Consider the following 24,734-nt stretch of genomic DNA (forward strand, 5'->3'; position numbering starts at 1 on the left):
ATGAGGTAATGGAAATGACAAACTTAAAACATCGGTTCGGCATTGATATTGATGGGACTGTCACATGTCCTGCTACATTAATTCCACATATTAATAAACAATACAATATTAATATGACGCTACAAGATGTAACGGAATATGATTTTTTAAGTGGCTTTCCACACCCTGTAGACCGCGCACAGTTTCAGGCCTGGTTTAAAGAAAATGAGCCACGAATGTATGAAGTAAGTGAGCTTGCTGCAGATGCACATCGCATTTTAACAGCATGGCAAAACCAGTATGAGCTTTATTATATTTCTGCGCGTGGAGAAAATGTTTTCGATATTACAAAAAACTGGTTTGATCAATTTAAAGTACCTTATGACCATATCGAATGTATCGGCAGTCATAACAAAATTGCCATCGCAAAAAAGCATGGAGTAGAAGCTTTTTTCGAAGACAAACATGATAATGCAGTGGAAATTGCCGAAGAGCTTAAAATTCCTGTCATTTTATTTGATACACCGTACAATCAAATGTCGGTTCCGAATAACGTCATTCGCGTTAGTAATTGGGTAGAAGCAAACGATTGGATTCTTAAAAACTTTTAGTTGTACAAAACCAATTCTACAATAACCAAAAGGGTCAACTCAGCAATAATTATGCTGGGTGGACCCTTTAATTTTGTATTAAAAAATACTGCCATATTCCGTAATTGTTGTCGCCAAGTCTTCGCGGTAATTTTCATGCTGCAAGCTCAGGCTGTTTACATTGACTTCGTTTCCTCCTAGCGACGAATGGATATACTCATTATTACCAATATACATCGCTACATGGCCAGGGAAGAAAATTAGATCCCCCGGCTTTAAATTTTCGCGTTCTATCTTTCTTAACGGGAAACCTTCCACTATTTTCGCATCTCGGAAAATATAGACGCCATTCAGCATATAGGCCATCGAAACAAGTCCTGAACAGTCAATGCCTAAAGGTGTTTTACCGCCCCAGCGGTATGGAGTTCCCATATAGCGAAAAGCCGTTTCCACAACTTGCTTGCGAAATAAAGCTTCATTTGCCGTATATACTTTAACTCGATCCTGGATCCAGGCTGACCGTACATACCCTTCTTCCCCTGTAACAAGCTGCACTTTTGCCCAAGCTGTATCAAGTCCTGCTTCCAGTACAACTTTTATAAAAGCACCCCGCGTCAATGTCATGATGTTTTCACTTTGTATTTTAGGGGCTGCAAGAACATCGGCAAAGCTTTGAATAACGACATCATTCGCTTCATATACCCAGTTTACAGTAGGTTCACTTCCAATATGCAAGTTGGATTTTAATGTATAGCCTTCGTAACGGTAAAAAGTAAGGATTTTGACCCAAGTTTCATCAATTTCTTCCTGTACCTCGACCGGCATCCCATACAACACCTCATCGATTAATTCAGAATGCGTGTCAGGTTCTGCATGTAAACTCGCAATTTTTGTTTTCACTACGGCATTCAATCGGTTCCCTCCTCCTGTTTTGTAAAATGCTCATAGACAATTTTAGAAATAGCACCAATCGTTTGTCTCGCTTTATCATTATCGGTCACTTCTGTAATGAATACCCCGATAAAATAATCGCGAACTTCTAAAAATACAATTCCTGTGTCATGATCCACAGTATCGAGACCGCCTGTTTTATGGGCCATCTTCACATCATCTGCGATATAGCGTTTGAGTGATTCGTGACTGCGCTGTCTGCTTAATATATCAAGTGCAACTGCATTCCATTCACTTGTAAGAAGCGTACCTCTATAAATTTTCCGGAAAAGCTGCTGCATATCCTGTGCTGTTGTTACATTATCAAAGCCGAGCTTTTGACGTTCAAAATCCATCATCTTCCGCTGGACCCGAGTATTATGTAAGCCGATTTCATTAAAATAGTCATTGAATGCGTCCATGCCTAATAGATCGATACATACGTTTGTTGCTGTGTTGTCACTTGTAATCGTCATCCAAAGTAACAGTTCATGCAGTGTAGCTCGTATTTGCTTCTGCTCTGTAATGACACTGAAATCGACCATGTTTTCCGGCGCAATTTTGAAAACCTGATTTAAACTGCCGTTCGTTTTTTGCAAATGAGCTAATATAGCAATGAGAATCGGCACTTTGATTATACTTGCACTGCTGAAGATTTCCTCAGCCCGATTTTTCCAGACGATTTCGTTCGTTTTGTAGTCTTCGACAATGACATGGACTTTATACGGGCATTGTGCAATGATGCGATCAAGTTGTTTATGCATCGGACTAACCTACAACCTGAATCGATCTATTCGTTGCATCGATCGTTACGGTTTTACCAAGCGGCAATGACATCGTCGGCAGCACATGACCACATGTTACATCTTTTATTATGGGAATATTCAATGGCACTAAAATTTCTTCAAATACAGCATCCAAACTTAAATTATTTTCTTCATTATTTATATCCATTGGCCCACAATCCGTCCAACCACCCAGCAAAATACCTGACAGCTGCTGGAGTTTCCCTGACAATGCAAGCTGTGTAAGCATTCGGTCGATCCGTTGTACATTCTCATCTATGTCTTCCAAAAATAGAATTTTCCCGTTCAGATCGATCTCGTATGGTGTCCCCAGAGATGCGTTGACAAGTGTTAAATTGCCTCCCACTAATTCACCAGTAGCCATACCAGGAACAACGGTGTTCATATTCTGGCCTTCCGCATTTTCCAGGAAATAATCACTCCATCCGGTATTGGTGACACTGTTGATAAAATACGTCCATGTATAGTCATCCATTTCAGGACGAATAAATTCTGTTGACGGCATCGGTGTATGGTACGTTACAAATCCACAGTGTTGATTGAATACAATATGCAGTGCTGTAACATCACTGTAGCCTGCAAATACTTTCGGGTTTTCTTTAATCATTTCCAGATCAAGCATCGGTAAAATCCTTGTCGCTCCATAGCCCCCGCGAATACAAAAAATACCGTCTATTTCAGGGTTGCGGAACATGTCATTCAGTTCTTTTGCACGCAGATTATCACTGCCTCCAAAATAACCGTGTCGCGCTCTGCACGTTTCTCCTACTACTACACGGAAACCCAACTTCTCCACTGCCTGGATTGCACGTTCGATACGGTGTTCCGGTGTTGCTCCGGATGCACTGATTAATGCTACCGTATCGCCTTTTTTCAGTGACTTCGGAATTATCATTGCCATCGTCTACACTCCACTTCCGGCAAGCACCGCCCGATACTGTGCCTGCTCTTCTTGATTGGCCAATACGAAATGTCCCTCTTCAATTTCAACAAATTCAGGTGGGTCCATTTCATACTGATGGACAGTCGGATCATATACTTGCAGCTTTTTTCTTCGTTCCTTTAGCGGATTCGGTTCCGGAACGGCTGACAGCAATGCTTTCGTATATGGATGCAGCGGATTGTTGAACAGCTTTTCCGTTTCACCCAGTTCAACGATTTTCCCTTTATAAATGACCGCCGTACGATCTGTAATAAAGCGGACAATTGACAGGTCATGAGCGATAAATAAATAGGTCAACTCACGATGTTCCTGTAAGCTGGACAATAAGTTCAATACTTGAGCACGAATCGAAACGTCCAGTGCAGATATCGGTTCATCCGCTACGATAAATTCCGGTTCCATGACGAGCGCTCTGGCAATACCAATCCGTTGACGCTGTCCTCCAGAAAACTCATGCGGGAAACGTGAGGCAAATTCCGGCAGCAGTCCGACTTCCAGTAATGCTTTTTTTACTTTATCGATCCGCTCCTGTTCATTGCCGTACCTTTTATTATTAATCAGGCCTTCCGAAACAATATAGTCAACCTTTGCCCGCTCATTTAAAGAAGCACCGGGGTCCTGGAAAATCATTTGAATCTTTTGGGTAATTTCATGATCCCAATCGCTGGTAATACGACCATTGATCGGTTTTCCATGGAACAGAATTTCTCCGTTTGTTATCGGATTAATGCGCATAATCGCACGTCCGATCGTTGTTTTTCCTGAACCGGATTCTCCAACAAGCCCAAATGTTTCACCTTTATATATATCGAAGCTCACATCATCTACTGCTTTGAACTGCTTTTTTCCTTGTCCAAAAACGATATCAATATTTTTCACTTCAATGAGTTTTTCTTTACTGTTTTTAGTCATTTGCATATTGTCTCCCTTCTGCAAAAAATGCTTGCAACACTTCAGGGGGTTCTACTTTCGGTGCTTTTGGATCAAGGAGCCATGTGCGTGCATAATGGGTATCCGTCACTTTGAAAAAAGGCGGACGTTCTACAAAGTCGATTTTCAGTGCATATTGATTCCTCGGCGCAAACGCATCGCCCTTGATTTCTTTAAATAAATTCGGCGGTGTTCCTTTGATTGAATATAATTCCTCGCCCTTATTTCCCAATTGAGGGAGTGAAGAAATTAAAGCCCATGTATACGGATGTTTTGCATCGAAAAATACTTCCTCAGTTTGTCCAACTTCAATAATATCCCCGGCATACATAACTGCAATCCGGTCCGCGACTTTTGCAACAACTCCCAAATCATGGGTAATATATATTGTCGACAGCAAATATTTCTCCTGTAAATTGGTTAACAGCTGCAATATTTGTGCCTGGATCGTTACATCGAGTGCAGTTGTCGGCTCATCACATATCAAAATTTGCGGGTTGCAGGCAACAGCGATCGCTATCACAATGCGCTGACGCATCCCGCCGGAAAATTCATGCGGGTATTGCTTATAGCGGCGTGCAACATCATGAATTCCTACATCACGCAACAGCTGTAATGTTTTTTCATATGCATCATTTCCTTTTAACCCTTGATGCAGCACAACGCTTTCCTCAATTTGTTTTCCGATAGTTTTCAGCGGATTAAGGGAGGTCATCGGGTCTTGTGTAACCATTGCGATTTTTTTGCCGCGAACTTTCAGCCAATCCGCCTCTGTTTTAAATTTCGATAAATCATGGCCGTCAAAGTGAATTTGTCCATCTGCAATATAGCCGTTTTTATCAAGCAGACCCATAATTGATTTTACTAATACCGATTTTCCTGAACCTGATTCCCCTACGATTGCAAGACTTTCCCCTTTATATAAATCGAGCGAAATATCACGGATAGCCGTCAATGTTTGTCCACGCAGTTTAAATTTTATGACTAGATTTTCGATGGATAATATCTTTTCCTGTTCCATATAACGCCCTCCTCTTTAAACGTGATTTTTCGGATCTGCCGCATCCGCAAAAGCATTCCCGATAATATAAAAGGCAATCGTTATGACACTCAGCACGATACTTGGGAAAATTAGCTGATAGCGTAAATCCGGTGACATCATCAATACTCTTCCTTCATTGATCAGATTTCCTAATGATGGCTCACTTACCGGCAATCCAAGGCCGATATAAGTTAAAAATACTTCCGCACCAATTGCTGCTGGCACTGCTAAACTCATTCGCAGCATAATGACCGAAATTAAATATGGGAGCAGATTTTTCAGTATAATTTTATAGCCGGGTGTTCCTAATGTTTTAGAAGCCAGATTGTACTCCCGGTCACGCAGTATGACAATCTGGTTTCGCAGGAAGCGAGCCATTTCAACCCAACCGGTTATACACATGGCAATAATGATCGTCGATACGCCAGGTCGCAAAATATACGCCATTAAGATCAGCACAATCGTTGTCGGAATATTATCCACGATATTGTAAAGCTGGGTGATCGGCGCCTCGAGTTTTCGGGAATAGCCCCATAACGCACCAACTGTAAAACCGATCAGCACTTCAATAATCGCTACAGCAAAACCGATAAATAAGGATGTCCTTGTCCCTTCCCAAATTCGGGACCATAAATCCTGACCGATGGAGTTTGTCCCAAAAATATATTCATCATTTGGAGCAACATTCCGGTCCTGCATTCCAGTGTCCGGATTCAAATAAATTTGAGTCGGTGATTTTTGATCTGGTAAATAAGGTTGGACGAATGTAAATGCGATCAATACGATGACAAATACAAGCAAAAAAACAGCAATTTTATTTTTACTAAAGGAGCGGAAGGTCGAACGCCAATAAGAATAATTGGAATAAGCTGTTTCTTCCGCTTTTGCATCATCGACAGCGGCAAAGTCAAACATCTGATCATGCAGCTGTTCTGTTGATTTTTCCGAAATATTCTGAATCTCCTTCGTGAAAATTCCCATTAGCGTACACTGTCCCCTTTCCCTAGTTTAATTCGAGGGTCAACAATTGCCATCAGTAAGTCCCCTAAAATTAATCCAATAATCCCTAGTGAAGAAAATACAAGCACTAAACCTTGTACGACATTGTTGTCCTGGCGCTGAATCGCATCTACAAGCAATCCACCCATACCTGGAATCGAAAATAATGATTCAATATAAATCGAACCGGTAATCGTAAATAAAATTGTTGCCGGTAAATATTGAGCCATTGGTATAAAGGCATTTCTCATCACATGGCGGAACATAATCGTACGCTCTGTCACACCTTTTGCCCGTGCCAGCTTAATATAATCCTTGTTCAGCTCATCCACCATATAGCGTCGCATCCACATTGCATATGACGCAATCGGACCAAGCGCCAAACAGATTAACGGTAAAATAAAACTCCGTGGATTGTATTCATCAAACAGCATCGGCAAGTTGAACCATTCTGAAATATACATTTGAATCATGAGGAAATACACCATCGCCGGTACTGCTACAACAATAACAATATAGCCTGTGCCGAGCCGGTCGAGCCAGCGCCCTTTAAACTGGGCCATTAAAATGCCCAACGGTACCCCAACTAATAATGAGAGTGCTACAGCCCCTAATCCAAACAAAATGGAATACATCATTTTATCTTGAATAATGTCAAGTACTGGTACATCTGTACGGTATGTAATCGATTTCCCTAAGTCGCCTTGAATAAGGTCAACGTAGAAGTTTTTTAATTGGACTAATAACGGATCCCGTAAGCCAAGATTTGTTAAATAGATTTCCTGTTGTTCAGGCGACATTTTTTCTGCTGCTGCGCCTAGATAGCCTTCGTCAGGCATTAATCGTAACAGGGAGAAAACTATTGTAATGATGATGAATAACGTCAATATGGATTGCGCGAATCGTTTCGCAATATACTTTACCAAACACGTTCCCTCCTCAGTAATCAATTCCTCGGCGTATTGACGTCCGGATCGGTTTGTCGCTAGCGCCCAATACTTATTGAATCCGTGACACCTCCAAAAATGAGGCATAAAAGTAGAAAGGAGATGCAGAAACATCCTGTCATCTCCTAATCTAACTCCATTTAAAATGCCTACGTATTAATTAGAAGTGTTTGCTAAAGCTTCCGCACGTTCTTTTTCCCATGCCTCTTTAGCAGACTTAAATTCTTCATTACTCATTGGCTTTTCTAGGATAGACTGACCTTTAAACTTCTCGGATGTAACACCAAATGGCGAATATTGTGATTCAAATGGATTTAACTTTGAAGCAGTGTAACCTCCGCCGCCTACAGCGTACGGAATAACAAATGCTTCCTCAATTAAAAATGCCTCTGCCTTTGCAAATAGCTCATAACGAACTGCCGGATCTACTTCTGCTTTTGCAGCTTCAACCAGCTTGTTATATTCACTGTTATAACCTTCTGCCATTTCCGGCTTGTTATATGTTCCGCCTTCTGTAAATGGATCTGTATACGTTGACGGGTCAGCAAAATCAGGACCCCAGTTTGCTTCGATCATTGAGAACTTACCAGGGCGACGTACTTCACCAAGGAATCCTGTCGCAGGACCTGCATATAGTTCCACATCGATGTAATCAGCACCTAAAAGGTTTTCAAGCTGCTGTTCCACTACTTGTGAGCGGTTTGCCCATTCTGGTGAACCAGAGTTGTAAGGTAATAATACCTTTACAGGGAATGTTGCTTTACCAGCCAATGCTGCCAATGCCGCCTCTTTATGCTCTAGAGCTAAATCTTTGTTGAATGAATCTGTTTCTGTAATTGCTTTTAGTGGCTCAAGCATTGTGTAATCTACACCTTCCACATCCACAAAGTTCTTTGGTGTAATTGTATTTGACAATAAGTCTTGTGGATTGTAAGGCTCGATCGTTAACATCGCTGATACACGGTCAAATGCATGATAAAGCGATTTACGGAAATCTTTATTATTTACTGCTACTTTCCAGTTTTCAGGCTCATACTCTGCATCATATTGCGGATCAAAGTTTAATGCATAGAAGTATGTGTAGAAGTTATTAGTATTTTGGCGTACTAAATCTTTTTTGTCGTCACTGTTTAACCATTCATCCAAAATGGATGTCGGTATTAATGCCCCATCAATCTCATCGCGTAGGAACAGTTCAGGTGCAACAGTTGCCGCTTCCTTATTGTATTTATAGCGAATACGATCGATTTTCACTGTTTCTTTATCCCAGTAAGCGTCGTTTTTCACAAGTACACGCTCATTCTGAGGTTCGAATTTATCTAAAATATATGCGCCATTATATAAAATATTCTCACGAGTCGTTCCGAAAGCATCACCTTTTTCAGCTAAGAACTCCCCATTCACAGGGAAGAAACATACATAGTTCAGCATCGATAAAAAGTATGGTGTCGGCGCTTCCAATGTGTATTCAAGTGTCGTTTCATCGATTGCTTTAATACCTACTTGTGAAAAATCCGTTACTTCGCCGTTGTAGAAGGCATCGCCGTTTTTCACGACTGTTGCAATCCACGCTGTCGAAGATTCGTTTTTCGCATCAAGCACATAATTCAAACCATCTACAAAGTCCTGTGCAATAACATTCTCTACATCTTTTCCTTCATGGTCTACCCACTTTACATCATCACGAAGTTTGAATGTCCATACAGTCGCGTCTTCATTGGATTCCCAGCTTTCGGCTAATCCAGGCTTAACTACTCCATATTGGTCATATTCTATTAGACCTTCTACTAAGTTTGCAGATAATGCAAATTCATTTGTTTCTGCTGTTTTTAAATAATTCAGTGTCTTAATTTCTCCGGAATACACTGTTCGATATTCTGATGTTTCACCAGAATCGGATGAATCCCCACAAGCTGCTAATACAAGCACAAACATACACAGTAACGCTAATAAAGATTTCTTCAACTCATTTCCCCCATTTCTCTTTTCTATCTGGCTAAGTAAGCCTCTATTAATAACCCGATACCGGGAGCATCGGTCATCTGTATATTCTCCCCTTCGAAAATCGGCCCCCCTTCAATTGGATCTTCACTGCACAAACTTGGTCCATCTAAATCGACCATTGTGACATTTTTGTTCGCTGCTGCAAAATGCGCAGCTGCACTGACACTAATTTTTGTTTCAAGCATACAACCAATCATACAAGCGACACCATTTGCCTCTGCAATCTGGTTAATTTGTTGTGCTTTTGAAATACCCCCCGTTTTCATCAGCTTAATATTTATTAAATCCGTGGCCCGCTTTTCAATGACCTCGATCGCTTGCTTTGGAGAAAATACACTTTCGTCCGCCAAAATATTTGTATACGTATTGCTCGTAACATACTGCATGCCCTTCACATCGCTGTAATGTACAGGCTGTTCAACGAGCTCAATAGCTGCCCCTTTATCTTCAAGCTGACTAATGATTTTTACAGCTTCTTTTGCTGTCCATCCTTGGTTGGCATCAACTCTTAACGTAATTTCTGGACCAACTGCTTTTCTAATTGCCAGAACACGTTCCACATCTTCAGCCGGGGTTTTGCCGACTTTAACTTTTAAAATGGAAAATCCGCGTTTAACAGCTGCTATACTGTCCTTCACCATTTCATCCGTGTCATTCACACTAATGGTGATGTCCGTAGTAATATTTTTTCGGTAGCCTCCAAGCAATTTATAAAGCGGGGCATTGTACTGTTTTGCCCAGAGATCATATAGTGCAATTTCCACCGCCGCTTTAGCGCTCGTATTGTGATAAAGACATGCATCGACTCGTTGGGATAGCAGCGCAATTTCATCAATTTCAATTCCAATAATAGCTGGCGCAATGACTTCTTCTATTGCATAGCGGATCGAGGAAATAGTCTCTCCGGTAATGACATGTGTCGGCGCTGCTTCCCCGATACCGATTAGACCATTGTCGGTATAAATAAAGACGACGATATTTCGAATACTATGTACTGTGCGAAGTGCTGTTTTAAACGGGGTAATCAGTGGTGCCTCGACCAGCCCCACCTCAACCTTTGATATCTTCATAAATTCACCTGCTTTATGTTAAAAATTGTAACAGTCTCAACACCTCGAAATAATCGGTTGTTTTGAACTGGACTGTATTATGCGGCTTAAATGTCGCGCCCGGATAAAACGAATTCCGGTATGCTTTAATATGATCCTTATAAATAATTTCTACGGTAAAATGCTTCGGCAATTCAATTTGAAGCTTTGTTCGGTCAATCTTCATTGATTGTTCTACAAGATATTTCGTCTGTTTCAATGTCGTTTGCGGACTTACATTAATTGTTGCATGACCGACTCCTTCTTTTGTCGCGAATGTGACAATTTGGTCATTGTAACGGGCGATATGCTCCGTTAATGCCTGATCCCCGCTAACAAAAGCAATCGGCACATCATGCAGTGCAGCTGCATATGTATTGATTAAAAATTCACTTGCATATTCCCCGTTTATTTTGACATCTGCCAATAAGCTCAGTGTATGTGCAAGCGGGTTCTTCTCACTGCCGCCTTCACTGTGATAACCAATAAAAATCGCACGGTCAAAACTGCTGTCCAGTCCCGCTACCATGCACATCGGCTCTTGCGTCCAACCGCGTATGATTTTTACGTTTTCTGGCAAGTTTTCAATAAGAATATTTCGACCGGAGTCATGTGCATCTTTCAGTAAAATTTCTGTGGCACCGCCTGCAAATGCACCTTCGATTGCCGCCAGCACTTCTTTTGTCATCTGTTTTTGAAACTGTGCATAATCCGGAGCGTTAAGTTCGGTTTCACTCCAAACCGTTGTGCCCGTAATCCCCTCGATATCCGCACTTATATATACTTTCATTTATTTAGATACCCCTTCCATTTATCATTAAATTCATCAGTGTAGAATAATATTTTTAAAGATTTAGATTTTTCTGTCTTTTATTTATAATCTATAAAATACCATACTTATTTCGATTGTGGAAGTTTTTTCTAATAGTTTTCAAAATAAAAAAATAAATATTCTAAACGCGAAAGCCTTTGATAAATCACACTATTTGTTAATTATTTAAATCATATTATCCCAATAGATATTATATTTTCAAAAGAAAAAAAGCCTTCTACATAGGAGCTATATAAAAGACTAAATCGAGCTATTAAGTTTACCTAACGAAAAAATACATTATTCGACAAAATTATAGCTTTGGACTGTATGATTATTTCGCCCAATTGTAGTTGTAGCTTGTGACAAAGAATTGAGGATCGCTTCTTCTGTCGCTTCGGCAGCTGCCATAAATAATGTGTTCATTATGTCATGATCTTCTCTTAACTGGCGGCGACTTTCCTGTTCTCCCTCAAATTGATGCTGCACTGTGCGGGCTGTTGTAAAGCCAATTACAATATCTCCGCTTCCATGGGAAAAGTGGCTGCCGGTTCTCCCTAACCCTATCCCGCAACGCTTTATAACTCGTTTCAACTGGCGGCTACTTAATGGGGCATCTGTCGCCATTACGATCATAATAGAGCCGTCTGTCGGACTAATTGTCGATTCCCTATTTTCAGCAGTAACCTTATATCGGTCTGTTAAAAATTCACTCGCCTTTCCAAAGTTACTCAATACAAGGCACCCGACCGTATATTTTTGACCTGCCTGATCTTCAACAATGCGGGAAGAGCTACCAATCCCGCCTTTATAGCCAAAGCAAACCATACCTCTTCCTGCTCCGACAGCGCCCTCTTCTATTTCATCTGTTTTAGCTTGCTGTATTGCTTCAATTGCATGCTCAGCTTTAACCGGAAAATGGCGGATGGAATTTAAATGACTATCATTACATTCCCCGACAATTATATTGACTGTCCCCGTCGAAATTCCTATCTCTTCGTTTTGTTCAAGTATATATTGAAGTGTCCCCTGTGCTACATTTGGCACACCGAATGTATTGGTGAGCATGATTGGCGACTCAATTACACCAAGTTCATCTACTTGAACGAGACCAGTTGTTTTCCCGAAACCGTTTAGTATATAGCTGGCAGCTGTCACCTTTTCACGGAAAAGATTGCCGCGATGCGGTAAAATAGCTGTTACACCAGTACAGGCCACATCACCTGAATCATTTAACGGATAATTCAAAGTTACATGCCCGACACTCACACCTTCAATATCTGTAATGCAGTTTTTATCCCCTGGAGGCAATTGCCCAATTGTTATCCCCATTTCACGTACTTTCATTGTTTGTTCTCCTTTAGTAACTACTGTAGATAGATTTATCGTAAACAACTTTTTCCAAAAAGAAAACAGAAAAAAGAAAGACACGCTCACGATTAGGTCGTATCTTTCCTTCGTGTGAAAGGGTTTGAGTTGCTTTATTTCACAAAATTAAATTTCCAAAATCCCTCTTGTCCAACGATCCACAAAGCTTTCAAAAGTAATACCATATTTGTTATACACTTCATGATAAACAAAGTAAATTCCCAGTTTGTCTAGTAATTCATCATTAATCCGCATTAAGATCACTCACTTTCGATTATTTAGATGATGGACTATTCAGCGCCATGCAATTCATATCTTTTCTAATCATGCCCAGAGTGGCGAACGTTATTCATGACGAATCAATGCAAACCATCTCGGAATATTCGACTGTTTATAATCTGTTACATTTTTTTCACAATCTGTTTAAAAATCCGGGCGAATCTTTCATCACAATTTAGTAAGATGAATGAAATGACAGCATTGGAGGGAAACTAATGAGAAGCTTTAGTTTAGTACTATTAACTACAATTTTAATGGCTGGATGTGGTGATACGGTAGCGGACATGAAAGAGGCGGCGGCAGGTATTAATACAAAAGCAAATGAAGCAGCTTCAGCGATTTCAATCGATGTCCATTCCATTCGAGCAACTGAAATTGAATTCGACAATCAAACTTTTACTATTAACGATTTATTTAAGACTATATTACGCGATGTGCAATGGGATTATGACGATAACAGTGAAACATCGCAGTTAAAAATTACAGGTACTTGGCAAGATAACGGCTTATTTGCCACACATTCATTTACTGCTAGCCAAAAAGAACTCTTAAAAGAAAATGGCCAAGTAGAAGTCATTCTTTCATTTAAAAATGACAAAATGGATGAATCCAAAACAAAAGTATCCATGCATATGAATGGACAGACACTTGTAAACGAAGACGGTCAGGAAATACTTCATCACTTTTATAAAACCTACATACCTTAAATGCCTTTAGTTTGTTTTCATTCAAACTTTCTATGCAATTTGTTTAATAATAATACATGAGGGAATATAAATAATATCTAAACTTTGAGGAGGTCATAGTATGTCAAATGGATTTACAGATAAACTAAAAGGTGCAGGAAATAAGATTAAAGGTGAAGTAAAAGAAGAAATCGGTAAAAATACAAATGATCCATCTTTACAAGTAGAAGGTCAGCGCGATCAGCTAAAAGGCGAAACTCAGGAAAGAGTTGCTGATGTCAAAGATAAAATTACAACAAAAATCGATGAATACCGAAAATAATGTTTACCGACCGAAACTAGTAAATTTCTTATTTACTAGTTTCTTTTTTTTGCGTTAAAATAGTTAATAAACTCTACTTTCCCACCAAGTACTTTAGAATCAATTAAAAGGAATATTTTTATATTAATATAATATCACTTTAAATTTATAGGAATTTTGATATACTTTAGTTAAAATACACATTACTTTTTAAAGGGGAAGTTAGAATGACCATAGATCAATTTATACCCCTATCAAAAGACCGCTTATTTAATTGGTTAAAAACCTTAAGTAACCAGCTTTCGAAAGGATCGCTCATCATTGATGTAAAGGATGAAAATTTACCTATTTTACATGCTAATTCACATTTTTTAAAACTGACCTCATTTAAAATGAATGAATTGCTCCATCAAAATATCAACATTTTCAATGGTCATAGAACGAATCAAACATCAATCGAAGAATTAAATTTACATTTAAAATCAGGCGTAGCAAAAAAATTTACGATTTTGCATTATATGAAAGAAGGTTCCGCTTTTTGGAATTCGATTACCCTTCATCCGATTCGAAATGAAGACAATGTCATTCAATATATTTTAATAACATGTGAAGATACAACAGAAGCAGAGTTAAATAAAATGGTTTATAAATTGGAGCATGAAGTGTATGAAGCAATCGATCATGAAGACAATCTGCAATCGATTTTAAATTTAATTACGGAGAAAATTGAACTTTTCTATATTCGCGATGTGTATTGTGCCATTCATATTTTCAATGAAAATTGTGAAGTCAAATCGTTAGGCACACATTCATTGCCATTGCCGATTATTAATGAACTCGATATATTGGAAATTTCGCCTAATACCGGTCTGAATTCGAATGCCGTTTATTTAAAGGACTTTGCAGACAAAGACCAGCATAAAGCACTTTTTAACTATTGGAATCTTAACCATGTTCAAGGCTCATGGACAAAGCCTATATTAACACCTCAAAATGAAGTAAGCGGCATTTTGACCCTGTTCAATCAAGATGCAACGGAGTTAAAGCAAATCGATATCAATTATTTAAACCGATTGGCCCTGCTAATTCAATTAGCCATTAAATATGCTGAACAAAAAATCGAGCTTAGCAGACTTGCCTTTTTTGATGTTGAAACAAATTTACCAAACCTCCATTATTTTAAGTCTGAATTATCAGAATTAATTAATGCCGGTCGCTCAGGAATGGTCGCCATCCTCCATCCTACTGAGTTTAATAAGGTCGTTGATTTATACGGAAGGAATGCTGGAGCCGATATACTACGTCAAGTGGCAGATCGTATGCAAGTTTACTTCCCAAAAGGTGATGCACTCATTTCACGTTTTTCAAATTCGCTCATTTTAGGAAAAGTAAACGAAAGTGATTGTTTCCTTGCCTATAATCAGCATCTCGAGTCTTTGACACAAATGCCTTATAAAATCGACGGAGAAGAAATCTATATAACATTAAAAATCGGTTATACAATCTTTAATCAGTCAATGACAGTCGAACAGAGCATACATCAGGCGGATATTGCCTTATCCAATGCACAGAAGCGTACTGGGACGAGCTATTCTATATATGAAGATAATAGTACTAAACAACTGACTGAAGAAATGGATATCCTCAATCAATTGGCTTATGGGCTTCAACATGAAGAGTTCGAAGTTTATTTGCAGCCTAAAATTAACTTCCAAACAATCGAAGTGGAAGGTTTTGAAGCACTATCTCGCTGGAATTCAAGCAAACTCGGGTTTATTTCGCCGGTAAAATACATCCCGATCGCAGAACAAACCGGAAAAATTAAAGCGATTGATTTACTGAATTTCAAACAGATCCTTATCTGGCTTGAAAATCGTATGAATGAAAATAAAAAGATTTTACCGATTGCGCTCAATATTTCGCCGGACCATTTTTACGACCCGGATTTCCTGGAGAATATAAGAAATATATTCTACCAATATAATGTGCCTCCACATTATATTAAACTGGAAGTAACCGAAAGCATTGAATTGGTAGATTTTAAAAAAGCAAAAGAGATTTTGAATCAACTAAGACTAATGGGCATCGAATGTTCGATTGATGACTTTGGAATTGGCTTTTCATCATTAAGCTATTTACCACAATTGCCCTTTTCAGAAATTAAAATTGACCGCAGCTTCGTCAGTTCAATGAATGAACCTGGAATGTATGCAATCGTACAAACAATCATCCAATTGGCTAAAAATATTGAAATGCGTCCCATTGCTGAAGGTATTGAAACAGAAGAACAGCTGGCAATGCTTCAACAACTCGGCTGCCCTGCTGGTCAAGGCTATTATTTTTATAAACCGATGTCCATTACCGAAGCAGAACAATTACTGGACACACAAAAAACAGCTGACGAGAAGTAATTCACTTTCCGTCAGCTGTTTCTTTAGTTTAAATTGTTCGGTAAATCTTTCGATAAGAATGCGATTAAATCATGTAGATTTTGTTCGCTCACCCCATGGCCTACCGGATATGTTCGAAATGTAACATCTGTATCATAGTCATTGAAAAAACGAATGGCATGCTCTGCCCATTCAATCGGATAATCATAATCATATTCTCCGTGAGATATAAAGATTTTTGATTTATCCATCGTTTTTTTACTATATTCAAGTGCAGCGAATTCCGGTAAATATCCGCTCAATGCTGCTGTTCCACGAATGGCATTGCCCATCACCATTGCAAGTGACTGTGCCATCGCTGCCCCCTGGTTAAAGCCAACAACATAAATTTGCTGTTCATCTAAATTGAATTCCCAAATTGCTTCCTTAATAAAGGATTCAATTCCTTTCAGCACTTTATCAAAAATTGCACGATTTGGCTTACCTTCTTCTTCAAATGTATAAAAAGCATAGCCAGGGCGATGTTTTATCGGCCCTTGCAAGCTAAAAATATGACAATGTGTTGAAAACGAATCAACAAGTTGGAGTAAATCGTTTTCATCGCTCCCTAATCCATGCAGCAAGAAAATCGCAGGTTGCTTATCTGCCTCAACTTTAGGTGCTTTGTGTAAATAAATAAATGGTGTATTCATTTTATATCTCCTTTTAAGAAAGCGTCATTTTATTGACAAGCTGGTCCGTGTAATAAGCCATATAGCCATCCAGCAATTTGATTGTTTCCTCAATATCGCCTTCTGTTAAAATTGTTGCATTTTTGGCACAGGCAACCGTTAAAAAATCAATCCGGTACGCATGTTCCACAGATGCATACGCATAATCGTAAATCACATCTTCATCTTCTACCTTTAATGCTTCATATTGCTGATGGAATGCTTTTTTGTAATCATCCATTTTCTCTCCGACACTGTTACGGATTTGCATTTGCTGCGCCATTAGTTCGTTTTCAATATAAGAAACGGTCGGCACTTTTCCTGTACTTAATGTTTCCCGGACAAGATCAGTCCATGCCATTTTATTTTCCACGTAATACGCGATATTTAACATTAAGCGATCATAAAAATCAGTCGTTGAAGTGGAAGAAGCTCGTTTTTCATCGATATTTTTTTGAAGCATCGTTTCGAATTTTTCTAGGTCCGCTTTATTCGATAGAAAATAAAGTGTCTGCTCGATATATGTAGTAATTTCCTTTTGCTTGTTTTCTGCTGTCATCATTCATCCACATCCTTCATCTGATTCTTCCGTAATTCTTTATTATCGTACCATTCCTTCAGTAAAATCGCACGCCTTCCAACTATATGTATGGCATATTGTATATGAATCTGGTCTTTTTGCCAAAGCTTTTTTCTTGTTACTTTAATCATTATATTGGATTTCAGATTTATAGTGAAAAGAAAAAACGCCACTTGCCATAGTAGACAAGTGACATTTTGAGCTTCGAATTAAAGTGCTTTTACTTTCGCAACTACATTTTCTACTGTGAAGCCGTATTCTTTTAACACAATTTTCTCTGGAGCCGATGCACCAAATTTATCAATTGCCAATACATCCCCTTCAAAGCCAACATATTTATGCCAGCCAAGTGATGCACCCATTTCAATTGCTAAACGTTTCGTTACAGCTTTTGGTAATACAGATTCTTTGTATTCCTTCGACTGCTTTTCAAAGCGGTCCATTGATGGCATTGACACAACAGATGCGTCAATCCCTTCTGCCAGTAATGCTTTTTTCGCTTCCACTGCCAAGCCTACTTCAGAACCCGTAGCAATTAACAAGGCATCCGGAGTTTCTTTAGATGAAGCTGAAACAACATAGGCACCTTTTTCAACACCCTCGTATACTGTCTCTTTTGCAACATCCAACACCGGCAAGTTTTGACGGGATAATACTAATACAGTTGGGTTTGATTTGCTTTCTACAGCTAATTTCCATGCTGCTACAGATTCATTTGCATCTGCAGGACGGATAACCGAAAGATTCGGCATCGCTCTTAATGATGCTAAATGCTCGATTGGCTCATGTGTCGGACCGTCTTCACCTACTGCAATTGAGTCATGTGTAAATACATATGTTACAGGTAATCCCATTAATGCAGATAATCGAATTGCTGGTCGTACATAGTCAGAGAATACGAAGAAAGTACCGCCAAATACATTTAAACCGCCATGTAATGCCATACCGTTCAGCGCAGCACCCATTGCAAATTCACGAACACCAAACCAGATGTTACGGCCTTCCGGAGTTTCAGCAAAGAAATCGCCAGCGCCTTTAATTGTTGTTTTGTTTGAGCCTGCCAAGTCAGCAGAACCGCCGAAGAATGATGGCGTAGTTTTTGCAATGGCATTGATTGCATCACCAGATGATGAACGTGTAGCTACTGCTGTTCCTGCTTCATAGACAGGTAATTCAGAAGCAAAGTTCTCCGGTAATTTGTTTTCCATTGCATTTACAAATTGGGCAGCCAGTTCCGGGTATTCAGTTTTATAGCTTTCGAATAGTTCATTCCATGCTGCTTCTGCTTGTACGCCTTGTACTTCGCTTGCTGCTTTAAATGTATCATACACTTCCGAAGGGACAGCGAATGGCTCATGTTCCCATGCATATGCAGCTTTTGTTAAAGCAACTTCATCAAATCCTAGTGGTGCACCGTGTGAATCTGCTTTACCAGATTTGTTAGGAGAACCAAAACCGATGACAGTTTTCACTTCGATTACAGTTGGGCCGCCAGTGTTTTGTTTCGCTTTTTCGATTGCTGAATTAATTTCCACGATATCTGTACCGTCTGTAACTTTTAAATAGTTCCAGCCGTAAGATTCGAAACGTTTTTGGATGTTTTCCGAGAATGACTTTTCTAAATCACCATCAAGTGAAATGTCATTTGAATCATAAAGTACAATTAATTTATCCAATTTCAAGTGACCTGCAAGAGAAATTGCTTCTGCAGCAACACCTTCCATTAAATCTCCGTCACCGCATAGTGCAAACGTATAGTGGTCAACAATCTCTTTGCCTGGCTTGTTGTATGTTGCTGCCAAGTGACGTTCAGCCATAGCCATACCTACTGACATGGCAATACCTTGACCTAATGGACCAGTTGTCGCTTCTACACCAACTGTATGACCATATTCAGGATGTCCCGGTGTTTTTGAATTCCACTGACGGAAGTTTTTGATTTCTTCCATCTCTAAACCATAGCCACCCAAATGTAATAAACTATATAAAAGCATGGAACCATGTCCAGCTGATAATACAAAACGGTCGCGATTATACCAATTAGGATTTTGTGGGTTATGGCGTAATTGCTTAGTCCACAATGTATAGGCCATAGGTGCAGCACCCATTGGTAAACCTGGGTGACCAGAATTTGCTTTTTCAATTGCGTCGATTGATAATGTACGGATTGCGTTAATTGCTAACTGATCCATCTGTTGTGTCATTATGTGACATCCTTTCCTCGTACGATATTTATACCTTTTATAGTGTAGACAAATTTTCACAAGAAAACAATAATTTCTAAAAACGTCATCTAAAATATGTCATACTTAATATTAAATGTGACATATTAATGAAATGTTATTAGTTTAAGAATTTCTTCTGTGATTTTATTTGTTTTAATTTTTCAGGTGTCACATCATTGCCCTCTTCATCAATTACTTTCACATGCTCGATTGTATCGCGCATTGTGGAACGGAATGTATCTAAATACTCTTTGCGCAGCGCAGTGCGTTCCTTCGCTTGCTCTTCCGTCAATTTACCTTCTTTCGCTAATTTAGAAAGCTCATTAATTCGAGCTATTTTCTCTTTTGATAACATTTGAATCTCACCTTTCTTCCTACCTACTACAAAGGTATAAAAAAAACGACTTGAAGACAAGTGTTTACTCTTCAAGTCGCTCCATATATTCAATATATCTTCTATGTACGGTCGCTTTACTGATGGAAATGCCCAAACCAGACAATGTCGTAGCAATTTCTGCAAATGTTAAGCCTTTCTGGCGTAGCTGGACGATTTCTTCAACAGGCACTTCTTTACGTTCACGCCCTTCAATATTACCGCGGTTTTTTAAATTGTTTTGGGGCTGGTAGCCATTTTCTACAGCACGACGCATTCCCCGGCGGATTTTCGCATTATGCATACGACGCTGATATTCTTCGACAATTGCTAAAATTTCGAGCAGCATTGTATCCATTTCGTTTAATACGACAGGACCTGCATCATTCAATGTATACACTGTCGCTTCATATTTTTGCAATAGGTGAAGTACTGCCATACGTGCATTACCGCGCCCTAACCGTGTTTCGTCCTGTACAAATAACGCTTTGACGCCGTCTTCTTTCATATAGTCAAGCATATCGAGCAGTCCATCTCGGTCCACATCATATCCGCTATGCTGATCCATGAAAATCTCCACATCATTATAGCCGAATGTTTTCGCATACTTTGTCAGCTCTTCTTGCTGACGTACTAGTGACGTTTCCTGTGTATTTTTATCCGTACTGACACGGCAATAAATTACTGCTTTAGTTTTTATCATTGTTCCCTCTCACTACTTTAATCGATTGCATATCAGTGGATTCATTCAGTTGGGCAATGTATTGTGAATCTTTTTCTACAGGTACAACCAGTACTTGTCCTAAAACAACTTTTTCATCCAGCAATCCGTTTTCCTTTTTCACTTCATCGATCCAATCATGCTTAGCCATTTTACCACGATATTGTTCTGCCAACGACCATAAAGTATCGCCATGCTCTATGCTAACGTGTTCGTATAATTCTATTTTATCGTCCTGCATCATGAATAAAGCAATCATAAGTACAGAGAATAGTAGAAACATTGATGTAAAGCCATTTAGTTTAGTTTTTTTCATTTGTAAAACCCTCTTTCGAATATATGTTCGGAATATTTGTTCTCATAATAATACGAACATATGTTTTTGTCAACCGTTTTTTCGAACTTATGTTTGCATTCGTGTTCGCATACTGCTATACTTACTTTAAGAAAAATAGCATGATAAAGAGGTGAGTTAGTTGACACAAAAAATTTCAAAGCGGCAGCAGGCTATTCTAACTTTTATAAAAGAGGAAGTTCGTTCTAAAGGCTATCCGCCATCAGTACGCGAAATTGGAGAAGCGGTAGGTTTAGCTTCCAGTTCAACTGTCCACGGGCATTTAGCTCGTTTAGAAAGTAAAGGGCTTATCCGTCGTGACCCTACTAAACCGCGTGCCATTGAAATATTGGACCAGGAAGAGATGAACATCACCAAACAAGGTGTCATCCATGTTCCGTTAATCGGTAAAGTTACAGCTGGTCTGCCTATTTCCGCAATCGAGGATATTCAGGAATATTTCCCGTTGCCGGATGCTTACGGCTCACCGGAAGAAGAACTATTTATGCTTGAAATTATGGGTGAATCCATGATTGAAGCCGGAATTTTAAATGGGGATTATGTAATCGTCAAAAAAACGTCTACCGCGAACAATGGAGAGATTGTTGTAGCAATGACGGAAGATGATGAAGCGACAGTCAAACGCTTTTACAAAGAAAAAACTCATTTCCGCTTACAGCCTGAGAACAGTTCAATGGAGCCGATCATTGTCAATCAAGTTTCTATTTTAGGTAAAGTAGTCGGCCTCTATCGAAATATTCATTAATCAGAAGCTTGCCATTCTAATAGAATCGGCAAGTTTTTTGATGAAATAAAAAAACTCAGCCGTAAACGACTGAGCCTTTTATTACTTATGGCATGCTTCTATAAAACTTTTAAATAAGCGCTGTGCATAAACATCCCCGTTTGGCGCCAATTCTTCCGGGTGCCATTGTACCGCCACACAATACGGATGGGATTCGTGTTCAATTCCTTCAATAATGCCGTCTTTCGCAACTGCCGAAACAAGAAGTCCTTCCCCTAACTTTCCTACAGATTGATGGTGAAATGTGTTAACACGGAATGTTTCTTCTATAAAAATCTCCTTAAATTTCGGTGTCTTCACTTCAACGGTATGTGCCAATTCTCCACGCTTTGAAGGTTGTTTATGTAAGATTGTATTCTCCACCTGTGATGGTATATCCTGAATTATCGTACCTCCGAATGCAACATTCATAATTTGTTGTCCACGGCAAATACCTAGAACAGGCATTTGTCTTTTAAAGGCTGCCTTCATTAATAAAAGATCGCTGTCATCACGCTTTCTAACAACACTACCGATATGACGGTGCGGTTCCTCATTAAACAATAATGGATCGATATCCGCTCCACCAATTAATACGAGGCCATCAACTAAATTTAATACTGCTTCTACGTTTTCTTCCGTAGCATTCGGTATACAAATTGGTATACCCCCCGCTAGTTCTATCGACGTCAAATATGCGTTGTTTATATCCAATTTCTTGTCAAAATCATACATTGTTAATCCAATAATCGGTTTCATTCATTCTATCCCCTTATAATTTAAAGATAATTCCAATTATTTAAATTATACTATTTCGTTAAGCCAAGTTACTACAAAAATATAAAAGGATTGCCTGATTGCAACCCTTTCCCTTTTAAACAATTTCCAGTTGTTTTATAAAATACTGTTTAATTTCTTTCCAGTTGTTAACACGCATGAAACCTTCTTCTGATCGATTGTACGGCATCGAATACAATATACTTGTTCCTTTAAATGACTTGAGTTGACGTGGGCTATCGTCAATTAAATAATCAGTATGTATTACCGCTTTATTTCCACAAAACACTATGTTCTGTGTTTTAATAAATGGTAAATACTCCATTAACCAATCGTACTTCGCTGTAAATGACCCGGGTACATCCATGGCAGCTGTCGCAATATAAATCTCATAATGCTCCTGCAGCTCTCGAATGACATCAATTGCATCTTCATCCAGTACTTTTAAATCTCTGAAATAGCCGGGCTCATTTAATAGAGCAAATAATTTTTTCGCATCTTCTCTAGGTAAATCGCGCTGTGTCGTCAGAAGAAATTCTTCATCGGTAAAATTTGTCCCGAAATTCTCGTTATATGTAACACATAATTTCGAATAAAAGTCAGCCAGCACCTGGTCCATATCGATGGCAATGCTTTTTTTCATGTAATAGCCTCCTTGAAATTTCCTAATTTTAGTTTATACAATTGTATGGCAAAAAAACAAGGTATAACTCTTTACAATTAACAGCGTACATATTTACGTTTAAAGCCGATTCGTCCTTTTTCCACCTGTTTTTCAATTTCAGCAAAAGCGTGCAGCAAACCCGGCTTTTTCCCTTCACGTTTCGTTTCAATTGGCCCGATTTCCTTAGCGAATTGCACAGCCTCTTCATGTAGAGGTTTAAATGAAACACCTACTGTCATGACAAAGTTATTCATTGCTACTTGTGTACGTGGTGGTGCTTGACGGATATTTTGTTTTACATACTCAAGCATACCCAATAATTTTTCTTTTGAAAATTCTTCATCTTTACGATTGCCGAGCAGCCAGCAGTAACAATGCCAACCTGCCGACATTTTTAGTTCCTCACCACTTGCAATCCATTTATCGCTTACTTCTTGCGCAATATCGGATTCAGCCAAAGTCACTGCAACAACATAATCGGAAATCATATAAAAATAGGCTTGTTCAATCCAGCGGTCGTAATCTTCTTCAGTCATTGCTTTCGGATCCGCAATAACCCCGGCAAAATACATTGCATCATAGTTGCCTGTCGCATAAAGCTGTTCAGCCAGCTCCTGATTTATTTTTATTTGTTTTACATACGGTTTCATCGAGCCAGTCGTTACACCGAATAACGGTTCCTTTGCTCCATTGGACATATAAATCTTTTTTGTACGCTCTTTACCCAATGCCTCTAATTCTTGCATCATTGTATCAAGTTTCATAATAGCCTCCTTTTGTTCAATCGGTAAATTTTAATCCTTCTTATTATACGATTTATATACTTATCATTCCAAGGTACTGAAGCATTGGTGATCGCACATTTAAAATTTTTAAAAAATTGGCAATTGATTTAACCGAATAATAAAGCAACCTCTGAACAGAATAATGTCAGGAGGTGATTTTGATGTCAAAAAATAAAAACATCAATAACAAGAATAACGCCGAATTCGGAATGGAAACGGATGTTAACCAAGTAATGCAGCAAAACCAAAAAGCTGAAGCTAAAAAGCAACAAGCTTCTGGTGCTTTTGCAAATAGCGGTTTGCAGAAGAAACCGAATTCAATGAATGCTGAGTTTGGCATGGAAACAAACGTTAACCAGGTGAAACAGCAAAACCAGCAAGCTGAAGCTAAAAAGCAACAAGCTTCTGGTGTATTTACAAACAGTGGTTTACAGAAAAAACTCACTTCAATGAACGCTGAGTTTGGCATGGAAACAGATGTTAACCATGTGAAACAGCAGAACCAGCAAGCTGAAGCTAAAAAACAGCAAGCTTCCGGCTCTTACGGTAAAAACCGTTTCCAAAACGGCAATAAATAATGCATTATTGAACCGGCAATTTATATTGCCGGTTTCTTTTATATTATACGAATAAATTACAACAGTTATTTTGGTTAAAATTGAATACGACTATGCAAAAAAAGTGCAAA

At 39.0% G+C, this 24,734-nt stretch carries 27 protein-coding genes; 6 read left to right on the forward strand and 21 right to left on the reverse strand.

The genetic code is table 11. The features are described 5' to 3' along the window. Window positions 1-14 precede the first annotated feature (14 nt). Window positions 15-590: a nucleotidase gene (locus MHH37_RS13095; protein WP_008408578.1), complete on the forward strand. Its 576-nt coding sequence runs from the start codon at window positions 15-17 to the stop codon at window positions 588-590. 78 nt (window positions 591-668) lie between these two features. On the opposite strand, the gene MHH37_RS13100 is transcribed toward MHH37_RS13095, so the two are convergent. The 12 genes from MHH37_RS13100 to MHH37_RS13155 form a co-directional block, all read right to left on the reverse strand. Further along, window positions 669-1,481, reverse strand: coding sequence for an NlpC/P60 family protein (locus MHH37_RS13100; protein WP_342573467.1), 813 nt, complete (start codon window positions 1,479-1,481; stop codon window positions 669-671). After that, window positions 1,478-2,263 carry a serine hydrolase gene (locus MHH37_RS13105; protein WP_339262430.1) on the reverse strand — a complete coding sequence of 262 codons (786 nt, stop codon included), beginning with the start codon at window positions 2,261-2,263 and terminating at the stop codon, window positions 1,478-1,480. The genes MHH37_RS13100 and MHH37_RS13105 overlap by 4 nt, the downstream gene beginning before the upstream one ends. 4 nt (window positions 2,264-2,267) lie before the next feature. Continuing rightward, window positions 2,268-3,206: an LD-carboxypeptidase gene (locus MHH37_RS13110; protein ID WP_342573468.1), complete on the reverse strand. Its 939-nt coding sequence runs from the start codon at window positions 3,204-3,206 to the stop codon at window positions 2,268-2,270. Between the two features lie 3 nt (window positions 3,207-3,209). After that, window positions 3,210-4,160: an oligopeptide/dipeptide ABC transporter ATP-binding protein gene (locus MHH37_RS13115; RefSeq protein ID WP_342576255.1), complete on the reverse strand. Its 951-nt coding sequence runs from the start codon at window positions 4,158-4,160 to the stop codon at window positions 3,210-3,212. Then, a complete protein-coding gene (locus tag MHH37_RS13120; RefSeq protein WP_008407551.1) occupies window positions 4,153-5,199 on the reverse strand; it encodes an ABC transporter ATP-binding protein in 1,047 nt (348 codons plus the stop codon). The genes MHH37_RS13115 and MHH37_RS13120 overlap by 8 nt, the downstream gene beginning before the upstream one ends. A gap of 15 nt (window positions 5,200-5,214) precedes the next feature. Then, window positions 5,215-6,201 (reverse strand): ABC transporter permease, encoded by a 987-nt coding sequence (locus tag MHH37_RS13125; protein WP_008407552.1) that lies wholly within the window; start codon window positions 6,199-6,201, stop codon window positions 5,215-5,217. Continuing rightward, window positions 6,201-7,145: an ABC transporter permease gene (locus MHH37_RS13130; protein ID WP_014823400.1), complete on the reverse strand. Its 945-nt coding sequence runs from the start codon at window positions 7,143-7,145 to the stop codon at window positions 6,201-6,203. Before MHH37_RS13130 ends, MHH37_RS13125 begins: the two co-directional genes overlap by 1 nt. A gap of 177 nt (window positions 7,146-7,322) precedes the next feature. Beyond that, complete coding sequence (locus tag MHH37_RS13135; protein ID WP_342573470.1) at window positions 7,323-9,131, reverse strand: peptide ABC transporter substrate-binding protein; 1,809 nt, start codon at window positions 9,129-9,131, stop codon at window positions 7,323-7,325. A 23-nt stretch (window positions 9,132-9,154) separates the two neighbouring features. After that, window positions 9,155-10,240, reverse strand: coding sequence for a dipeptide epimerase (locus MHH37_RS13140; protein WP_342573471.1), 1,086 nt, complete (start codon window positions 10,238-10,240; stop codon window positions 9,155-9,157). Between the two features lie 13 nt (window positions 10,241-10,253). Further along, on the reverse strand, window positions 10,254-11,048 hold the full coding sequence (locus MHH37_RS13145) for a M55 family metallopeptidase (protein WP_340798850.1): 795 nt from the start codon (window positions 11,046-11,048) through the stop codon (window positions 10,254-10,256). A gap of 321 nt (window positions 11,049-11,369) precedes the next feature. Then, window positions 11,370-12,416: a P1 family peptidase gene (locus tag MHH37_RS13150; RefSeq protein ID WP_342573474.1), complete on the reverse strand. Its 1,047-nt coding sequence runs from the start codon at window positions 12,414-12,416 to the stop codon at window positions 11,370-11,372. A gap of 147 nt (window positions 12,417-12,563) precedes the next feature. Then, window positions 12,564-12,692 (reverse strand): hypothetical protein, encoded by a 129-nt coding sequence (locus tag MHH37_RS13155; RefSeq protein ID WP_008407562.1) that lies wholly within the window; start codon window positions 12,690-12,692, stop codon window positions 12,564-12,566. Window positions 12,693-12,931: 239 nt separating this feature from the next. On the opposite strand from MHH37_RS13155, the gene MHH37_RS13160 reads away from it, so the two are divergent. The 3 genes from MHH37_RS13160 to MHH37_RS13170 all read left to right on the forward strand — a co-directional run bounded on the left by MHH37_RS13160 (window position 12,932) and on the right by MHH37_RS13170 (window position 16,114). Next, a complete protein-coding gene (locus MHH37_RS13160; protein ID WP_342573476.1) occupies window positions 12,932-13,423 on the forward strand; it encodes a 23S rRNA methyltransferase in 492 nt (163 codons plus the stop codon). A gap of 100 nt (window positions 13,424-13,523) precedes the next feature. Next, complete coding sequence (locus MHH37_RS13165; protein WP_008407565.1) at window positions 13,524-13,724, forward strand: CsbD family protein; 201 nt, start codon at window positions 13,524-13,526, stop codon at window positions 13,722-13,724. 206 nt (window positions 13,725-13,930) lie between these two features. Beyond that, the gene (locus MHH37_RS13170; protein ID WP_342573478.1) at window positions 13,931-16,114 is read left to right on the forward strand and encodes an EAL domain-containing protein; all 2,184 of its coding nucleotides are present in this window, start codon (window positions 13,931-13,933) and stop codon (window positions 16,112-16,114) included. A 23-nt stretch (window positions 16,115-16,137) separates the two neighbouring features. Here MHH37_RS13170 and MHH37_RS13175 read toward each other — a convergent pair whose 3' ends face one another. The 6 genes from MHH37_RS13175 to MHH37_RS13200 all read right to left on the reverse strand — a co-directional run bounded on the left by MHH37_RS13175 (window position 16,138) and on the right by MHH37_RS13200 (window position 21,018). Beyond that, entirely contained in the window at window positions 16,138-16,785 is a 648-nt protein-coding gene (locus MHH37_RS13175) for a dienelactone hydrolase family protein (RefSeq protein ID WP_342573479.1), read from the reverse strand. A gap of 13 nt (window positions 16,786-16,798) precedes the next feature. After that, on the reverse strand, window positions 16,799-17,365 hold the full coding sequence (locus MHH37_RS13180) for a hypothetical protein (RefSeq protein ID WP_008407572.1): 567 nt from the start codon (window positions 17,363-17,365) through the stop codon (window positions 16,799-16,801). Between the two features lie 227 nt (window positions 17,366-17,592). After that, complete coding sequence (gene tkt / locus MHH37_RS13185; RefSeq protein ID WP_008407574.1) at window positions 17,593-19,587, reverse strand: transketolase; 1,995 nt, start codon at window positions 19,585-19,587, stop codon at window positions 17,593-17,595. A 139-nt stretch (window positions 19,588-19,726) separates the two neighbouring features. Beyond that, a complete protein-coding gene (locus tag MHH37_RS13190) occupies window positions 19,727-19,963 on the reverse strand; it encodes a DUF896 domain-containing protein (protein ID WP_008407575.1) in 237 nt (78 codons plus the stop codon). A 64-nt stretch (window positions 19,964-20,027) separates the two neighbouring features. Then, window positions 20,028-20,684: a recombinase family protein gene (locus MHH37_RS13195; protein WP_065215642.1), complete on the reverse strand. Its 657-nt coding sequence runs from the start codon at window positions 20,682-20,684 to the stop codon at window positions 20,028-20,030. Then, window positions 20,671-21,018, reverse strand: coding sequence for a LysM peptidoglycan-binding domain-containing protein (locus MHH37_RS13200; protein ID WP_008407579.1), 348 nt, complete (start codon window positions 21,016-21,018; stop codon window positions 20,671-20,673). Before MHH37_RS13200 ends, MHH37_RS13195 begins: the two co-directional genes overlap by 14 nt. A gap of 160 nt (window positions 21,019-21,178) precedes the next feature. Here MHH37_RS13200 and lexA point away from each other — a divergent pair, with 160 nt between their 5' ends. Then, window positions 21,179-21,802, forward strand: a complete 624-nt coding sequence (gene lexA, locus MHH37_RS13205) for a transcriptional repressor LexA (protein ID WP_008407580.1) — start codon at window positions 21,179-21,181, stop codon at window positions 21,800-21,802. An 81-nt stretch (window positions 21,803-21,883) separates the two neighbouring features. Here lexA and MHH37_RS13210 read toward each other — a convergent pair whose 3' ends face one another. The 3 genes from MHH37_RS13210 to MHH37_RS13220 all read right to left on the reverse strand — a co-directional run bounded on the left by MHH37_RS13210 (window position 21,884) and on the right by MHH37_RS13220 (window position 24,025). Further along, window positions 21,884-22,579 carry a gamma-glutamyl-gamma-aminobutyrate hydrolase family protein gene (locus MHH37_RS13210; protein ID WP_342573482.1) on the reverse strand — a complete coding sequence of 232 codons (696 nt, stop codon included), beginning with the start codon at window positions 22,577-22,579 and terminating at the stop codon, window positions 21,884-21,886. A 115-nt stretch (window positions 22,580-22,694) separates the two neighbouring features. Beyond that, entirely contained in the window at window positions 22,695-23,240 is a 546-nt protein-coding gene (locus MHH37_RS13215; protein ID WP_342573483.1) for a 5'-3'-deoxyribonucleotidase, read from the reverse strand. A 77-nt stretch (window positions 23,241-23,317) separates the two neighbouring features. Next, on the reverse strand, window positions 23,318-24,025 hold the full coding sequence (locus MHH37_RS13220; RefSeq protein WP_008407586.1) for a DNA alkylation repair protein: 708 nt from the start codon (window positions 24,023-24,025) through the stop codon (window positions 23,318-23,320). A gap of 182 nt (window positions 24,026-24,207) precedes the next feature. Between MHH37_RS13220 and MHH37_RS13225 the strand changes: the two genes are divergently transcribed. After that, window positions 24,208-24,624, forward strand: a complete 417-nt coding sequence (locus tag MHH37_RS13225) for a gamma-type small acid-soluble spore protein (RefSeq protein WP_008407587.1) — start codon at window positions 24,208-24,210, stop codon at window positions 24,622-24,624. Window positions 24,625-24,734: the final 110 nt, after the last annotated feature.

This window comes from Solibacillus sp. FSL K6-1781 (assembly GCF_038630735.1).
GTDB classification, from domain to species: domain Bacteria; phylum Bacillota; class Bacilli; order Bacillales_A; family Planococcaceae; genus Solibacillus; species Solibacillus silvestris.

Bases quoted from the DNA above. Each gene is read 5' to 3' on its own strand.
- MHH37_RS13115 (WP_342576255.1), bottom strand. From the start codon at position 4,160: ATGACTAAAAACAGTAAAGAAAAACTCATTGAAGTGAAAAATATTGAT.
- MHH37_RS13180 (WP_008407572.1), bottom strand. From the start codon at position 17,365: ATGATGACAGCAGAAAACAAGCAAAAGGAAATTACTACATATATCGAG.
- MHH37_RS13200 (WP_008407579.1), bottom strand. From the start codon at position 21,018: ATGAAAAAAACTAAACTAAATGGCTTTACATCAATGTTTCTACTATTC.
- MHH37_RS13175 (WP_342573479.1), bottom strand. From the start codon at position 16,785: ATGAATACACCATTTATTTATTTACACAAAGCACCTAAAGTTGAGGCA.
- MHH37_RS13105 (WP_339262430.1), bottom strand. From the start codon at position 2,263: ATGCATAAACAACTTGATCGCATCATTGCACAATGCCCGTATAAAGTC.
- MHH37_RS13150 (WP_342573474.1), bottom strand. From the start codon at position 12,416: ATGAAAGTACGTGAAATGGGGATAACAATTGGGCAATTGCCTCCAGGG.
- MHH37_RS13195 (WP_065215642.1), bottom strand. From the start codon at position 20,684: ATGATAAAAACTAAAGCAGTAATTTATTGCCGTGTCAGTACGGATAAA.
- MHH37_RS13190 (WP_008407575.1), bottom strand. From the start codon at position 19,963: ATGTTATCAAAAGAGAAAATAGCTCGAATTAATGAGCTTTCTAAATTA.
- MHH37_RS13220 (WP_008407586.1), bottom strand. From the start codon at position 24,025: ATGAAACTTGATACAATGATGCAAGAATTAGAGGCATTGGGTAAAGAG.
- MHH37_RS13095 (WP_008408578.1), top strand. From the start codon at position 15: ATGACAAACTTAAAACATCGGTTCGGCATTGATATTGATGGGACTGTC.
- tkt (WP_008407574.1), bottom strand. From the start codon at position 19,587: ATGACACAACAGATGGATCAGTTAGCAATTAACGCAATCCGTACATTA.
- MHH37_RS13140 (WP_342573471.1), bottom strand. From the start codon at position 10,240: ATGAAGATATCAAAGGTTGAGGTGGGGCTGGTCGAGGCACCACTGATT.
- MHH37_RS13160 (WP_342573476.1), top strand. From the start codon at position 12,932: ATGAGAAGCTTTAGTTTAGTACTATTAACTACAATTTTAATGGCTGGA.
- MHH37_RS13125 (WP_008407552.1), bottom strand. From the start codon at position 6,201: ATGGGAATTTTCACGAAGGAGATTCAGAATATTTCGGAAAAATCAACA.
- MHH37_RS13215 (WP_342573483.1), bottom strand. From the start codon at position 23,240: ATGAAAAAAAGCATTGCCATCGATATGGACCAGGTGCTGGCTGACTTT.
- MHH37_RS13155 (WP_008407562.1), bottom strand. From the start codon at position 12,692: ATGCGGATTAATGATGAATTACTAGACAAACTGGGAATTTACTTTGTT.
- MHH37_RS13145 (WP_340798850.1), bottom strand. From the start codon at position 11,048: ATGAAAGTATATATAAGTGCGGATATCGAGGGGATTACGGGCACAACG.
- MHH37_RS13110 (WP_342573468.1), bottom strand. From the start codon at position 3,206: ATGGCAATGATAATTCCGAAGTCACTGAAAAAAGGCGATACGGTAGCA.
- MHH37_RS13120 (WP_008407551.1), bottom strand. From the start codon at position 5,199: ATGGAACAGGAAAAGATATTATCCATCGAAAATCTAGTCATAAAATTT.
- MHH37_RS13170 (WP_342573478.1), top strand. From the start codon at position 13,931: ATGACCATAGATCAATTTATACCCCTATCAAAAGACCGCTTATTTAAT.
- MHH37_RS13225 (WP_008407587.1), top strand. From the start codon at position 24,208: ATGTCAAAAAATAAAAACATCAATAACAAGAATAACGCCGAATTCGGA.
- MHH37_RS13165 (WP_008407565.1), top strand. From the start codon at position 13,524: ATGTCAAATGGATTTACAGATAAACTAAAAGGTGCAGGAAATAAGATT.
- MHH37_RS13210 (WP_342573482.1), bottom strand. From the start codon at position 22,579: ATGAAACCGATTATTGGATTAACAATGTATGATTTTGACAAGAAATTG.